This is a genomic window from Rhodovulum sp. PH10 (assembly GCF_000293785.1).
In the GTDB taxonomy this organism is placed as follows: Bacteria; Pseudomonadota; Alphaproteobacteria; order Rhizobiales; family Xanthobacteraceae; genus Rhodoplanes.
The window spans coordinates 1-13736 of record NZ_AKZI01000058.1 but is presented as its reverse complement, the minus strand read 5'-3'; the positions used below and the strand labels follow the sequence as shown (position 1 = coordinate 13736).

General features: G+C 68.8%; 14 protein-coding genes. 5 read left to right on the top strand and 9 right to left on the bottom strand.

From position 1 onward, the window contains the following. Positions 1-62 precede the first annotated feature (62 nt). The 8 genes from A33M_RS10720 to coxB all read right to left on the bottom strand — a co-directional run bounded on the left by A33M_RS10720 (position 63) and on the right by coxB (position 6726). Positions 63-848, bottom strand: a complete 786-nt coding sequence (locus A33M_RS10720; protein WP_008386842.1) for an SURF1 family protein — start codon at positions 846-848, stop codon at positions 63-65. Between the two features lie 4 nt (positions 849-852). Next, complete coding sequence (locus A33M_RS10715) at positions 853-1254, bottom strand: DUF983 domain-containing protein (RefSeq protein WP_008386839.1); 402 nt, start codon at positions 1252-1254, stop codon at positions 853-855. Between the two features lie 5 nt (positions 1255-1259). After that, entirely contained in the window at positions 1260-2150 is an 891-nt protein-coding gene (locus tag A33M_RS10710) for a cytochrome c oxidase subunit 3 (protein ID WP_052027007.1), read from the bottom strand. 88 nt (positions 2151-2238) lie between these two features. Further along, on the bottom strand, positions 2239-2823 hold the full coding sequence (locus A33M_RS10705) for a cytochrome c oxidase assembly protein (RefSeq protein ID WP_202801857.1): 585 nt from the start codon (positions 2821-2823) through the stop codon (positions 2239-2241). Positions 2824-2878: 55 nt separating this feature from the next. Beyond that, on the bottom strand, positions 2879-3055 hold the full coding sequence (locus A33M_RS24415) for a hypothetical protein (RefSeq protein ID WP_008386831.1): 177 nt from the start codon (positions 3053-3055) through the stop codon (positions 2879-2881). Then, positions 3052-4077 carry a heme o synthase gene (locus A33M_RS10700; protein WP_008386829.1) on the bottom strand — a complete coding sequence of 342 codons (1026 nt, stop codon included), beginning with the start codon at positions 4075-4077 and terminating at the stop codon, positions 3052-3054. The genes A33M_RS24415 and A33M_RS10700 overlap by 4 nt, the downstream gene beginning before the upstream one ends. Before the next feature lie 59 nt (positions 4078-4136). Then, positions 4137-5750: a cytochrome c oxidase subunit I gene (ctaD, locus tag A33M_RS10695; protein ID WP_008386828.1), complete on the bottom strand. Its 1614-nt coding sequence runs from the start codon at positions 5748-5750 to the stop codon at positions 4137-4139. Between the two features lie 67 nt (positions 5751-5817). After that, the gene (coxB, locus tag A33M_RS10690) at positions 5818-6726 is read right to left on the bottom strand and encodes a cytochrome c oxidase subunit II (protein WP_052027003.1); all 909 of its coding nucleotides are present in this window, start codon (positions 6724-6726) and stop codon (positions 5818-5820) included. Positions 6727-7176: 450 nt separating this feature from the next. Between coxB and A33M_RS10685 the strand changes: the two genes are divergently transcribed. Next, positions 7177-7746: an invasion associated locus B family protein gene (locus A33M_RS10685; RefSeq protein ID WP_008386820.1), complete on the top strand. Its 570-nt coding sequence runs from the start codon at positions 7177-7179 to the stop codon at positions 7744-7746. 130 nt (positions 7747-7876) lie between these two features. Then, positions 7877-9148, top strand: coding sequence for a lytic murein transglycosylase (locus A33M_RS10680; protein ID WP_157223426.1), 1272 nt, complete (start codon positions 7877-7879; stop codon positions 9146-9148). Positions 9149-9277: 129 nt separating this feature from the next. On the opposite strand, the gene A33M_RS10675 is transcribed toward A33M_RS10680, so the two are convergent. After that, positions 9278-10186 (bottom strand): IclR family transcriptional regulator, encoded by a 909-nt coding sequence (locus A33M_RS10675; protein WP_083850416.1) that lies wholly within the window; start codon positions 10184-10186, stop codon positions 9278-9280. A 525-nt stretch (positions 10187-10711) separates the two neighbouring features. On the opposite strand from A33M_RS10675, the gene A33M_RS22330 reads away from it, so the two are divergent. The 3 genes from A33M_RS22330 (at position 10712) to otsB (ending at position 13461) form a co-directional block, all read left to right on the top strand. Beyond that, positions 10712-11071, top strand: coding sequence for a hypothetical protein (locus tag A33M_RS22330; RefSeq protein WP_008386815.1), 360 nt, complete (start codon positions 10712-10714; stop codon positions 11069-11071). Continuing rightward, entirely contained in the window at positions 11068-12552 is a 1485-nt protein-coding gene (locus A33M_RS10665; protein ID WP_008386813.1) for an MFS transporter, read from the top strand. Before A33M_RS22330 ends, A33M_RS10665 begins: the two co-directional genes overlap by 4 nt. Positions 12553-12669: 117 nt before the next feature. Beyond that, positions 12670-13461, top strand: coding sequence for a trehalose-phosphatase (gene otsB, locus A33M_RS10660; protein ID WP_157223425.1), 792 nt, complete (start codon positions 12670-12672; stop codon positions 13459-13461). Positions 13462-13736 lie beyond the last annotated feature (275 nt).

Here is a 13736-nt window from a genome sequence, read left to right as displayed (position 1 = left end):
TTTCGATTTGACCCGGCGCGCCCGGCACCACCGGCACCTGCCGGCCCCCGGACGGCTTCGTGTCAGCCTGCCGAAACCCTTTTCGCGCCCGTGCGGCGCCCGCCAAACGCCCAGACGAAGAAGATCACCGCGAGACCGATCGCCAGCGCAAACCAAGTCAGCGCGTATTGCAGGTGGTTGTCCGGCAGATGCGGCTGCAGCGGCCCGGCCTTCGGCATCCCGCCCGGCACCGGCGGCGATTCCTTGGCGACGTAGAACGACGCGAGCGGCCCCGTCCCGGCCAAACCCTTGGCCTGCGCCAGCATCGCCGGATCGCGCACGAAGAAGATATTTTTTTGCGGGTCGTCGTCGGGGGCGAACAACGGCCGCGTCTCCGGCCAGCGCAGCACGCCGACGATCTCGACCTCTCCCGGCACCTGCCCGTCCGCGCGCGTCGCCGGGTTCTTGCGGCCATCCGGCACGAACCCGCGGTCGACCATCACGAGGCTGCCGTCGGCGAGCCGCATCGGCGTGAAGACGAGATAGCCGAAGCCGGTCGCGCTACCGCGCACGCCGGAGCCGATCGCATAGACCAGCGCCTCGGCGTCGTGCAGATAGGTGCCGGACAGCCTCACCCGGCAGAACTCGGCGTCCTTTTGCGTCAGGCCGTTCCAGGCGGAGGGCGGCGGCAGCGCCACAGGAGCAGCCGACAGCCGCTCGTCGAGCGTCGCGATCAGCGCGTGCTTCCATTCGCGGCGCTGCAGCTGCCACACGCCGAGGCCGATCAGCAGCGCGACGCCGACCAGCGACATCACCGCCGGAACCAGCAGGCGGCGCCGCGGCGCGGCGGCGGGCTCGACCGAACGCATCGTCTCACTCTCCCTGGTCGGGACCCAGCCGGCCCTCGGCCGCCTTGTTGCGATACTGCAGGCCGATCAGAAGGCCTTTCAGCGGCCGCAGCGGCGCGAGCGTCGTGATCAGGATCAGCGGCAGCCACAGCACCGCGTGAACCCAGAACGGCGGCTGATAGGCGATCTCGGTGATCAGCGCGGCAGCGACCACCACCAGGCTCGAGAACGACATCACGAAGAAGGCCGGCCCGTCGCCGGAATCGATGAAGGCGTAATCGAGCCCGCACACCTCGCAGCGCGGACGGATGCCGAGAAACCCGTCGAACAGCCGCCCTCTCCCGCAGCGCGGGCATTTTCCTCGCAAGCCGGCGGCGGCGGCATTGGCATCGGCTCGGTGGGCGGCGCGATCCTGAAGCTCCTCCATCCCGGTCAACGTGCCCCCGCGGCGCCGAGTGCGCTCCACACATAGATGGAGGCGAACAGGAAGAGCCACACGACGTCGACGAAGTGCCAGTACCAGGCGGCGAACTCGAAGCCGAGATGATGCTCCGCGCTGAAGTGGCCGGCATAGACGCGAGCGAGGCAGACACTCAGGAAGATCGTGCCGATGATCACGTGGGCGCCGTGAAAGCCGGTCGCCATGAAGAAGGTCGCGCCATACAGGTTGCCGGCGAAGGCGAAGTGGGCGTGCCAATATTCGTAGGCCTGAATGCCCGTGAAGGTGAGGCCGAGCGCGATGGTGCAGATCAAGCCCCACTTCACCTCCTCGCGATGGCCCTGCAGCAGCGCGTGGTGCGCCCAGGTGATGGTGGTGCCGGAGGTGAGCAGGATCAGCGTGTTGAGGAGCGGCAGGTGCCACGGGTCGAGCACCTCGATGCCCTTGGGCGGCCAGGTGCCGCCGAACAGCTCGGTGCGGGCGACGTGCACCGCGTCGGCCGGAAACAGCGCCGAGTTGAAATAGGCCCAGAACCACGCGACGAAGAACATCACCTCGGAGGCGATGAACAGCATCATGCCGTAGCGGTGCGAGAGTTGCACGACGCGCGAGTGATGGCCGCCGTACTCCGCCTCGCGGATCACGTCGCGCCACCAGCCGAACATCGTGCCGAGCACGCCGGCGGCGCCGAGCGCGAACACGTAGGGCGCCATCGCGAAGGAGTTGTGCATCCAGAAGATCGCGCCGAGCGCCATCACGAAGGCGGAGGCCGAGCCGATCACCGGCCACGGGCTCGGATCGACCAGATGATAGTCGTGATGCTTCTTCGGCGCTTGGGCCGCCGCGGCCGGGGCCGCCCCGTCCACCGCCGCGCCCTCGCCCATCGTGATGTCGGCCATCGGAGTCTCCGTCGCTCCTGCGGCCGGGGCCGCGTGGTGTTTCGGCTCGTGATCGTTGTTGCTCATCCCGCCCTCAGCCGGACGATCCGCCGCGCGCGCCCGTCGTCCCGCCGGTCGCGGCGGAGGACGGGTTGCGGGTCGGATAGAAGGTGTAGGACAGCGTGATGGTGGAGAGATCGTCCTGATCGGGATCGTCGGCGATCGAGGGATCGACGAAGAACACCACCGCCATCTCGCGCGTCTCGTGCGGCGCCATCGACTGCTCGGTGAAGCAGAAGCAGTTGATCTTGGTGAAATAGGCGCCGGTCGTGGTCGGCGCGACGTTGTAGCCGGCGGTGCCGGAGGTCGGCTCGCCGGAGGTGTTGACGACGCGGTAATAGGCCGTCACCACCTCGCCGACCTTCATGTCGATCGCGGTCTTCTCGGGCAGGAAGCGCCACGGCAGGCCCGGCGCGACGTTGGAATCGAACCGCACGGTGATGCGGCGGTCGAGCACCTTCGAGGGCGCCAGCTCGGCGATCTGCGGGGTGCCGCCGAAGCCGGTGACGCGGCAGAACCAAGTGTAGAACGGCACCGCCGCATAGGCCGCGCCGACCATCAGGCCGACGAAGGCGCCGCAGGCGAGCGCGATGCCGACGTCACGCCGCAGGCGTGGCATCGCGCGCTTGTCCGGCCGACCCGACGACGGCTCCTTCATGCCCGCACTCCTGCTCTCACAGCGGCCGGCTCAACACGCCGGGGCCCAGCTTCACGATGGTGACGGCGTAGAACATCACCACCAGCGCGGCGAGCGCGAGCGCGATCGCGACCGAGCGGGCGCGGCGCCTGCGCAGCTGCTCCGGCGTCAGAATCACGCCGCCGGCCTGCCGATCGATCGGGTGACCACTCATGCGAAAACTCCCACCACCGTGTGCCACGACGAGGCCAGCACCGACGCGAGGTGCGGCGCGAGCGACGGCCACACCCAGTGGTCGACCAAGAGCACCGCGAACAGCACGAACAGATAGGACAGCGAGAAGCCGAACAGCTTCTTGGCGGTCTTGTCGGCGATCTTCTCGTCTCGGGCGCGCAACAGCCGCCAGGCGAGCGAGACCATCATCGCACCGGCGACCAGCGCGGTGAGGCCGTAGATCGGGCCGCTGGCACCGATCAGCCAGGGCGACACGCCGGTCGGCGCGAGCAGCACGGCGTGCGCGAAAATCTGGCGCTTGGTCTCGGCCGGCCCCGCCACCACCGGCAGCATCGGAATGTTTGCCCGCGCATAGTCGTCCGAGCGCCACAGCGAGAGGGCCCAGAAGTGCGGCGGCGTCCAGAAGAACACGATCAGAAACAGGAGCACCGGCTCGATCGACAGACTGCCGGTGGCGGCGGCCCAGCCGATCATCGGCGGCACCGCGCCGGCCGCCCCGCCGATCACGATGTTCTGCGAGGTGGAGCGCTTGAGCACCATCGAATAGACGACGGCGTAGAAGAAGATGGTGAAGGCGAGCAGCCCGGCCGCGAGCCAGCCGGCGACCAGCCCCAGCACCGCGACGGCGCCGACCGAAAGCGTCAGCCCGAAGGCGAGCGCCTCGCCGGGCGTCACCCGGCCCGCCGGGATCGGGCGCTTCGACGTGCGCGCCATCACGCCGTCGATATCGGCGTCCCACCACATGTTGAGGCTGCCGGCCGCTCCCGCCCCGACCGCGATGCACACCAGCGCCGAAACGCCGATCACCGGATGCAGATGCCCCGGCGCCACCAGCATGCCGACCAGCGCGGTGAACACCGAGAGCTGCATCACCCGCGGCTTCATCAGCGCGATGTAATCGGCGACCTCGGCGACGCTCGGCTCCACCCTGGCGCGGTCGAGCCCGACCGCGAGCGGGGTCGTGATCACATCGTCTCGTTCGGCGTCGGTGGCAAAGGACATCGGACCTCGCAATCGTTCGGGTAAGGGGCGGCGGCGAACCGTCGCCCGCGAAAAACCATTCAGGTGATGCGCGGCAAGACCTCGAACTGATGGAACGGCGGCGGCGACGACAGCGTCCATTCGAGCGTGGTGGCGCCCGCCCCCCACGGATTGTCGGCCGCCTGCTCCTTGCGCACGAAGGCGCGGACCAGGCCGAAGAAGAAGATCAGGAGCGCGAAGCCCGAGATGTAGGAGCCGATCGACGACACCATGTTCCAGCCGTGGAAGGCGTCCGGGTAGTCGGCGATCCGGCGCGGCATGCCGGCGAGCCCGAGGAAGTGCATCGGGAAGAACAGCATGTTGACGCCGACGAAGGTGACCCAGAAATGGAGCTTGCCGATCCATTCCTCGTACATGTAGCCGGTGAATTTCGGGAACCAGTAGTACCAGCCGGCAAAAATGGTGAAGACCGCGCCGAGCGACAGCACGTAGTGGAAGTGGGCAACGACGTAATAGGTGTCGGTCAGCACGCGGTCGACCGACGCGTTGGCGAGCACCACACCGGTGACGCCGCCGACGGTGAACAGGAAGACGAAGCCGAGCGCCCACAGCATCGGCGTGCGGAACTCGATCGAGCCGCCCCACATGGTCGCGATCCAGGAGAAGATCTTGATGCCGGTCGGCACCGCGATGATCATCGTCGCGGCGACGAAATAGGCCTGCGTGCCGGTCGAGAGACCGACCACGTACATGTGGTGCGCCCACACGATGAAGCCGATGAAGCCGATCGCGACCATCGCATAGGCCATGCCGAGATAGCCGAACACCGGCTTGCGCGAGAAGGTCGCGACGATCTGGCTGATCATGCCGAAGCCCGGCAGGATCATGATGTACACTTCCGGATGCCCGAAGAACCAGAACAGATGCTGATAGAGCACCGGGTCGCCGCCGCCCTCCGGCGCGAAGAAGGTGGTGCCGAAATTGCGGTCGGTCAGCAGCATGGTGATGGCGCCGGCGAGCACCGGCAGCGCCAGCAGCAGGAGAAACGCCGTCACCAGGATCGACCACACGAACAGCGGCATCTTGTGCAGCGTCATGCCGGGCGCGCGCATGTTGAGGATCGTGGTGATGAAGTTGATCGCGCCGAGGATCGACGAGGCGCCGGCGAGATGCAGCGCCAGGATCGCGAAGTCGATCGCCGGACCCGGATGGCCGAGCGTCGACAGCGGCGCATAGAGCGTCCAGCCGGCGCCCGCCCCGGTGCCGCCCGGCTCGCCCTCGACGAACAGCGACATGATCAGCAGCGTGAAGGCGAACGGCAGCAGCCAGAACGAGATGTTGTTCATCCGCGGGAACGCCATGTCGGGCGCGCCGATCATCAGCGGCACCAGCCAGTTGCCGAAGCCGCCGATCATCGCCGGCATCACCATGAAGAACACCATGATGAGGCCGTGCGCGGAGGTGAACACGTTGAAGGCGTGGCCCGAGGAGAAGATCTGCATCCCCGGGTCCTGCAGCTCGAGCCGGATGCCGATCGAGAGCACGCCGCCGATCACGCCCGCGAACATCGCGAACACGAGATAGAGCGTGCCGATGTCCTTGTGGTTGGTCGAGTAGAGATAGCGCCGCCATCCGGTCGGATGGGCGTGCGCGTGGGCGTCGTGGCTGTCGTGACTCTTGGCGGTGGCGTCCATGGTCGAATCCTCGAGCCGTTGGCCTGCGCTCGCGTTCGGCCGTCGCGCGTCGGCGACGGCGCCCCGCTCAACGGGCGTTCTGCGTGGTGACGGCGACCGTGACCGGCGACGGCGCCGCGGCCCATTTCTGCTTGGCCTCGGCGAGCCAGGCGGCATAGGCCTGCTCGCCGACGACCCGCACGGTGATCGGCATGAAGGCGTGGTCCTTGCCGCACAGCTCGGAGCACTGCCCGTAATAGACGCCCTCACGCTCGGCCTTGAACCAGGTCTCGTTGAGGCGGCCGGGAATGGCGTCGATCTTGATGCCGAACGCCGGCACCGCGAAGGAGTGGATCACGTCGGCGCCGGTGACCTGCACCCGCACCACCTTGCCGACCGGCACGACCAACTCGTTGTCGACCGCCAGCAGGCGCGGCTGGCCGGGCTTCAGCTCGCCCTCCGGCACCATCAGCGAGTCGAACTCGATCGGCCCGTCGTCCGGATAGGTGTAGGTCCAGAACCACTGCTTGCCGGTCGCCTTCACCGTGAGATCGGCCAGCGGCGTGTTGAGCTGATAGAACATGATGCGGAACGACGGCACCGCGATCACCACCAGGATGATCACCGGCACCACGGTCCAGATCACCTCGATCAGGGTGTTGTGGGTGGTGCGCGAGGGGGTCGGGTTGGCGCCGGCGTTGAAGCGCACCATCACGGTGACGAGCAGCACCAGCACCAGCGCGACCACGCCGGCGATGATCCACAACAAGAGGTCGTGGAACCACACGACGTCCTGCATCACCGGGGCGGCGGCCTGCTGCATGCCGAGCTGCCAGGGCGCGGGCTGGCCCGCGCCGGGCGCAGTGGCGGCGGCTTGCGCGAAGGCGGTGTCGGCGAAGGCGGTGTCGGCGATGGCGAGCACACCGGCGAGCGCCGCGGCGACAGCCGCCGCTCCGCTCGCCATCGTCCCGCTCGGCCGCCGGAAGAGTCCCTGCATCCTGGTCAACGCTCCTCCTCGAGATCCGAACGTGTCAGTTCTGCCGCGCGTCTCGGGACGCGGGCACGACACCGCCGGTGAGCAGGATTCGACGACCTGACGTCTGTCTGAGGTTCCGCAGGGCGCACTTCGGGCGCAACGATTTTGCGGACGGCCTCGACGGCACCGGGGGTATGTACCGCGACCTGTATCTGTCAAACCACAATTCCGCCCTACTCGCAATGTGCCTCATGGATCGCAACGTGCAGAATTCGGCACCGCGGCGATCGCTCGCGCCGACGCTCCGTCCCGGTGTCGCGACCGCCCTCGCCCGAGGGCACGAAGAGCGGCTCGCCGGCGCACACGAACGGCGTGACTTCGCTCGCGAAACTGGCCACGCTGGCCCGCCGATCCACGGGCCGGTGCTCGCAACCGCATGCCGCGAGCGCCGCCCGACCAGGGAGCCCGAGAATGAGTGCGATCCCGCACCACCTGCCGACCGCCGCAGCGCGGTCGTTCCGTCGTTACCACCCGCGCGGTCTCCTGCACGTCGTGCTGGCGGCCGCCGTCGTCCTCGTCGCGCTCGGCGTGCGAATCGATTCGGCCGCCGCCCAGGGTGCGGTCCGCTCGGTGCACGACGACTGGCAGATCCGGTGCGAGACGCCGCCCGGCGCCCAGGCCGAGCAGTGCGCGCTGTTCCAGAGCGTGGTCGCCGAGGACCGCGCCAATGTCGGCCTCACCGTGCTGGTGCTGCGCACCGCCGACCAGAAAACCCGGCTGATGCGCGTGCAGGCGCCGCTCGGGGTGCTGCTGCCCGCCGGCCTCGGCCTCAAGGTGGACAATGTCGACGTCGGCCGCGCCGGCTTCGTGCGCTGCCTGCCGCGCGGCTGCTACGCCGAGGTGGTGATGGACGAGAAGCTGATCGGCCAGTTTCGCAACGGCACCACCGCGACCTTCTTCATCTTTCAGACGCCCGAGGAAGGCATCGGCTTCCCGATGAGCCTGAAGGGCTTCTCGGACGGATTCGACAAGCTGCCTTGACGGACGGGTCGTCGAACGGTCTTCACTCACTTCATCGAGCCCTTCGCACACGATGTCGGGATCAGGCGAGGAAACGGGCGACGCGGGCCGCGCGGCCGCTTCTTCAACGTTCTCGACCGAAGGAGGTTTCATGCGCGGAACAACGAAACGACGACGCACGGCGGCGACCGGGAATGGCGGCCGGCGGCCGCTCGCGCGCGCCGTGCTGCTCGCGGTGCTGGTGCTCGGCACCACCGCCGCTGGCGCGAGCGCCCAAGCCTGCCGCAACACCGGCAGCTTCGACGCGTGGCGCAAGGATTTTCTGAAGGAGGCGGCCGACCAGGGCGTGTCGCAGAAGGCGATCGGCGCCGCCCTGCCCTATCTCGCCTACAGCCAGCGGATCGTGAACATCGACCGCGGCCAGCGCTTCTTCGCGCAGAGCTTCCTGCAGTTCTCCGACAAGCTCCTGATGCCCTACCGGCTGACGCGGGGGCCGCAGCTGATCGCCGAGTATCGCGACGTGTTCGCCCGCGCCGAGAAGGAGTTCGGCGTGCCGGCGCCGGTGATCACCGCGTTCTGGGGACTCGAAAGCGACTTCGGCGCCAATATGGGTGACGACAAGGCGCTGACCTCGCTCGCCACGCTCGCCTACGACTGTCGGCGCTCCGACATGTTCCGCGGCCATCTGATCGATGCGCTACGGATGATCGAGCGCGGCGACCTCACCGCCGCCGGCATGGTCGGCTCGTGGGCCGGCGAGCTCGGCCAGACCCAGATGATGCCGTCCGAATATTTCAAGAACGCGGTCGACTACGACGGCGACGGCAAGCGCGACCTGTTGCGCAGCGTGCCGGACGTGATCGGCTCGTCGGCGAACTATCTCGCCCATCTCGGCTGGCGGCGCGGCGAGCCGTGGCTCGAGGAGGTGCGGGTGCCGGACGATCTGGCGTGGGCCGACGCCGATCTCGCGATCACCCGGCCGGTCTCCGAGTGGGCGCGCCGGGGCGTCACCGCGCGCGACGGCAAGCCGCTCGGGACGGGACCGAACGCCGCGCTGCCGGCCTCGCTGCTGCTGCCGATGGGGCGCAAGGGGCCGGCGTTTCTCGCCTATCCGAACTTTCAGGCGTACCTGAAATGGAACGCCTCGCTGGTCTACTCGACCACCGCCGCCTATTACGCGACGCGGCTCGCCGGCGCGCCGCCGATGAACCGCGGCGACCGAAACATCCCGGTGCTCGGGGCGGACGACACCAAGGAGCTGCAGCAGCGGCTGAACGCCGCCGGCTTCGACGCCGGCGAGCCGGACGGCAAGCTCGGCGCTGGCACCCGCACGGCGGTCAGGGCGGCGCAGCAGAAGTTCGGCTTGCCGGCCGACTCGTGGCCGACCCCGGAGCTGTTGGCGAAGCTGCGCCGGGCGCGCTGACCGCTCGGCCACCGACGAAGCCGGAGCGGGAGTCGGGGCCGGCCCGCCGGACCTGCCACACGCCCCCTCCCGCGCTTGCGCGACGCCGACGTGTTGCCGGCGCCGTGCGCTTTCCCTCGAAAACCGCGGTCAGCGCGGCACGCGCACGCGCGGACGGCTGGCGCCGCTCTCCTCCGCCGCCGCCAGCATGCCGGCCTGAATCTCGCGGGCGCCGACGGTGACCAGGCCGGTCAGGCGCACCCGCAGCGCGTCGTCGAAATTCTGCTGCGGCACCACGAAATTGAGGCTGCCAAGAATGGCGCGCCGCTGATCGAAGATCGGCGCGGCGACGCCGACCCGGTTGGGGTTGAGGTCGCCCGCCGTGCTGGCGACCCCGGCGCGCCGGATGGCGGCGAGCAGGCGGCGGAACTCGTCCCAGTCGCGCCCGAGATCGGCGTCGGCGATCGCCTGGGTGTTGCGCTCGAACAGCGACTTCAACGTGCGGTTCGGCAGATAGGCGAGGATGATCTTGGAGCCGGCGCCGCGAAACAGCGGCATCGGATGGCCGCGCTCGTAGCTGATCAGCTCCGGCGGGTTGTCGCCCATCACCTGGTGCACGCACATCACCCGGTCGTGGAAGAGGCGGCACAGCGACAGAACCCCGCCCTCCGGCACCTGGCGGATCAGCCCGGCCATCACCCCGCGGGCGGCCCGCAGCATCGGGTCGCACAGCTGGATCTGTCGGTCCATCTGGATGATCGCCGGCCCGAGCGTGTAGCTCGCCCCCGACACCGGGCTGATCAGCCCGACCCGCGTCAGCCGCTTGAAGTAGCGATAGGCGGTGGTCGCGGAGACCTCGAGCTTCTCGGCCGCCTCCTCGACCGTCCAGGCCGGGCGGTTTATGGTGAAAAGCCCGAGCACGGCGAGCAGACGATCGCCGCTGCTCGGCAGCCCGCCTTCGTCCCTGCCGCTCGGGTACGACGAGGACGCGGACGGAGACGACGAGGGCTCCGAACGAGCCGGCGAGCCCGGCTCCGACGCGGGAAATAGGTGAGCCACTGTAGTCGACCTCAGGGTTGTGGTATATTACAACTCATACTCAACGTTGGTGATTATTCCAACACTTTTTTCACATTTTGAAAATTTTATAGAATGTTGCACGTTTTTCATGCTGCCGTCAACTCGACACAACCGGTCCGGCGAGGCCCGTGGGAGTGACGCCCGGCGAAGGCCACAACCGACAGGACCACGCGACGCCTCGTACACGCCGCCGATCGCGACACGGTCGACCGGCGACCGCGCGCCCTCCGCCGTCGGAAAACGGCCACCCTGCTCCACCCTCGCGTACCGGCCGAAGGCGTCGACCGAGGTCGCCGACCGACGAGGCCCGGGAACGGAGACCCCGGGGCGCAGAATATGTCGGAGCAGGAACGAACCGTCCCCCGACCGGTTGAACTCTACACCCGTCGGGCGTCGGCACGCGCTCGAAAGTTGCCGCGCCAAAATGCGCCGCTGCGTTTTCCGCAGGGGGCGCTCTTTTGTCCGGTGGCGTGATACCGCCGCCTGTTTGCCCGGAAAGACGACGTGACCGATCCTCTTCTCGCTCTGCCGCCGGACCCGAACGACCCGACCGCGCTGTTTCCGCTCGCCGCGGCGACCCCGCCGCGCCGCGGTCCGCGCCCGGTCGACGAGCCGCCGCCCGGCCCCGCAAACCCCGATCCGCTCGACGATCCCGGCCTGCCCGACGAGCCACTGGACGAGCCACCGCCCGGCCCGGAAGAGCCCGGCCCGATCGAGGAGCCGCCGCCCCTGCCGGACGTCCCCGGCGACATCGACGACCCGATTCGCAAGCCGCCCGACGGCGAGCCGGGCATCCGCGTCGCCGCCTTCGTCGCTCACCCCCGTGGCCCTGGCTGCGCGCCTCTCGCAGAGGGTTGTCCGTGACCGCCGCCGAACGCACCGACGGCCGGGCCGATGCCCATGGCGGTCTCGCCGATGGCGCGATCGTCGAGACCGACATCCCGGCCCGGCTCGACCGCTTGCCGTGGTCGCGCTTCCACACGCTGGTGGTGGCGGCGCTCGGCATCACCTGGATCCTCGACGGGCTCGAGGTGACGCTCGCCGGCACGCTCGCGGGCGCCTTCAAGCAGAGCCCGGTCCTGCAGTTCACCAACACCGATGTCGGCTTCGTCACCAGCGCGTATCTGCTCGGCGCGGTGCTCGGCGCGCTGTTTTTCGGCTGGCTGACCGACCGGCTCGGCCGCCGGCTTCTGTTCTTCGTCACCCTCGCGCTCTATCTCGGCGCCACCGCCGCCACCGCCTTCGCCTGGGACGTCTGGAGCTTCGCACTGCTGCGCTTCCTCACCGGCGCAGGGATCGGCGGCGAGTACACCGCGATCAACTCGACCATCCAGGAGCTGGTGCCGGCACGGGTGCGCGGCTGGACCGACCTCGTGATCAACGGCAGCTTTTGGGTCGGCGCCGCCGCCGGCGCGCTCGGCTCGATCGTCGTGCTCGACCCGGCGATCGTCTCGCCCGAATACGGCTGGCGGCTCGCCTTCCTGATCGGCGCGGCGATCGGCCTCGTGATCCTGTTCATGCGGATGTGGATCCCGGAAAGCCCGCGCTGGCTGATGACGCACGGCCGGCTCGCCGAGGCGGAGGCGGTGGTGTCGGGCATCGAGCGGCGGGTGTGCGGCGCACCGGGCGCCGCGCCCTTGCCGGCGGACGCGCCAAGAATCCGGCTGCGCGTGCGGCACACCACGCCGTTCGCGGCGATCGCGAGGACGCTGCTCGTCACCTATCGCGGCCGCACCGCGGTCGGCTTCGTGCTGATGGCGTCGCAGGCATTCTTCTTCAATGCCGTTTTTTTCACCTACGCGCTGGTGCTGACCGACTTCTACGACGTGCCGATCGACGGCGTCGGCTGGTACGTGCTGCCGTTCGCGGCCGGCAACTTTCTCGGGCCGCTGCTGCTCGGCCGGCTGTTCGACACGCTCGGTCGAAGGCCGATGATCGTCTTCACCTATGCGATCTCCGGCGTGCTGTTGGTGCTCTCCGGCTATCTGTTCAAGGAGAACGTCATCTCGGTGGGCCAGCAGACATTTGCCTGGACCGTCGTGTTCTTCTTCGCGTCCGCCGCGGCGAGTGCCGCTTATCTCACCGTCAGCGAGACGTTTCCGCTGGAAATTCGGGCTTTGACCATCGCAGTCTTTTATGCGATCGGCACCGGGGTGGGTGGTGTCGCCGGCCCCTGGCTGTTCGGATCGTTGATCGATTCCGGCTCGCGGGCCAGTGTGTTCGACGGCTACATGTTCGGTGCCGCCCTGATGATCGTGGCTGCCCTGGTGCAGTGGCGGTTCGGAATCGCGGCCGAGCGAAAAGGGCTCGAGGCGGTGGCGCGTCCGCTCGCCGCGCTCGACTGACGCTCTGCCACACGAATGCCGACGGAGGCTCGGCTCCATGCCCCGCGCAAGGGGATTTTTTCGGATCGACCCGGCCGCACGCTGCGATCCGAGCATTTTTCAGGACGGATCTCATCGATGACCGATACCTTGCCGGACCGCATTGCGCTCGACGAGCTCGCCCTTCTCCTCGACATCGACGGCACGCTGCTCGACTTCGCGCCGACCCCGCGCGAGGTGTGGGTGCCGCCGTCGCTGCGCAAAGACCTCGAGACCCTGCATGGGATGACCGGCGGCGCGCTGGCGCTGGTGAGCGGCCGGGCGATCGCCGATCTCGATCTCCTGTTCGCGCCGCTAGCGCTTCCCGCGGTCGGCGGGCACGGCGCCGAGATGCGGGTCGTGCGCGACGGCGCGGTGGCGCCGAGCGGGGCGGCCACGCTCGACCTGCGGCTGAAGCGCGAGCTCGCCGCGGTCGCCGAGCTCGGTCCCGGCATCCTGATCGAGGACAAGGGCTACTCGCTCGCCCTGCACTACCGCCTCGCCCCCGACATGGGCGACGCCGTGCGCGACGCGGTGGCGGCGATCTGCGGGCGGTTTCCCGAGCTGCCGATCGTCGTGCTGCCGGGAAAATCGGTGGTCGAGGTGAAGCTGACCGGCTTCGACAAGGCGACCGGCGTCGCCCGCCTGCTGAAGGTCGCCCCGTTCGCCGGGCGACGGCCGGTGTTTCTCGGCGACGACGTCACCGACGAGTGCGTGTTTCCGACGCTCGCCGCCCATGGCGGCTTCGGCTTCGCGGTCGGCCGCCACATCGACACGGCGGAGGGCTATTTCTCCGGTCCCGCCGCGGTGCGCGAGTGGCTCGGCACGCTGCCCGCCGCCGGCGGCATCGATCGGCCCAAGACCACGGCGGCGCCCGCCGAGAGCGTGTGATCACGCCAGATCGGTGGTGCAGATCGCGTGGAGGGCTGCGGGATCTCCGCCGTCATCGCCGGGCCGGCCGAAGGCCGCGACCCGGCGATCCATCCGATCCAACAAAGGCGCTTCTTTTCGCCTTCGATGGATGCGCGGGTCGAAGCCCGCGCATGACGGAGGCATGCATCCCGGGCGATCCATCCGGAACCCGGATCATACCAACGGCGACAGAGTCCGACCTCGTCCTGAGAGCCTGACTCGAAATTCGTCCTTTATCGACGGGCTCTGGCGAG

What these genes read in the sequence shown, in the direction of transcription:
- A33M_RS10720 (WP_008386842.1), bottom strand. Translation starts at nt 848, where the DNA reads ATGCGTTCGGTCGAGCCCGCCGCCGCGCCGCGGCGCCGCCTGCTGGTT.
- A33M_RS10715 (WP_008386839.1), bottom strand. Translation starts at nt 1,254, where the DNA reads ATGGAGGAGCTTCAGGATCGCGCCGCCCACCGAGCCGATGCCAATGCC.
- A33M_RS10710 (WP_052027007.1), bottom strand. Translation starts at nt 2,150, where the DNA reads ATGGGCGAGGGCGCGGCGGTGGACGGGGCGGCCCCGGCCGCGGCGGCC.
- A33M_RS10705 (WP_202801857.1), bottom strand. Translation starts at nt 2,823, where the DNA reads ATGCCACGCCTGCGGCGTGACGTCGGCATCGCGCTCGCCTGCGGCGCC.
- A33M_RS24415 (WP_008386831.1), bottom strand. Translation starts at nt 3,055, where the DNA reads ATGAGTGGTCACCCGATCGATCGGCAGGCCGGCGGCGTGATTCTGACG.
- A33M_RS10700 (WP_008386829.1), bottom strand. Translation starts at nt 4,077, where the DNA reads ATGTCCTTTGCCACCGACGCCGAACGAGACGATGTGATCACGACCCCG.
- ctaD (WP_008386828.1), bottom strand. Translation starts at nt 5,750, where the DNA reads ATGGACGCCACCGCCAAGAGTCACGACAGCCACGACGCCCACGCGCAC.
- coxB (WP_052027003.1), bottom strand. Translation starts at nt 6,726, where the DNA reads ATGCAGGGACTCTTCCGGCGGCCGAGCGGGACGATGGCGAGCGGAGCG.
- A33M_RS10685 (WP_008386820.1), top strand. Translation starts at nt 7,177, where the DNA reads ATGAGTGCGATCCCGCACCACCTGCCGACCGCCGCAGCGCGGTCGTTC.
- A33M_RS10680 (WP_157223426.1), top strand. Translation starts at nt 7,877, where the DNA reads ATGCGCGGAACAACGAAACGACGACGCACGGCGGCGACCGGGAATGGC.
- otsB (WP_157223425.1), top strand. Translation starts at nt 12,670, where the DNA reads ATGACCGATACCTTGCCGGACCGCATTGCGCTCGACGAGCTCGCCCTT.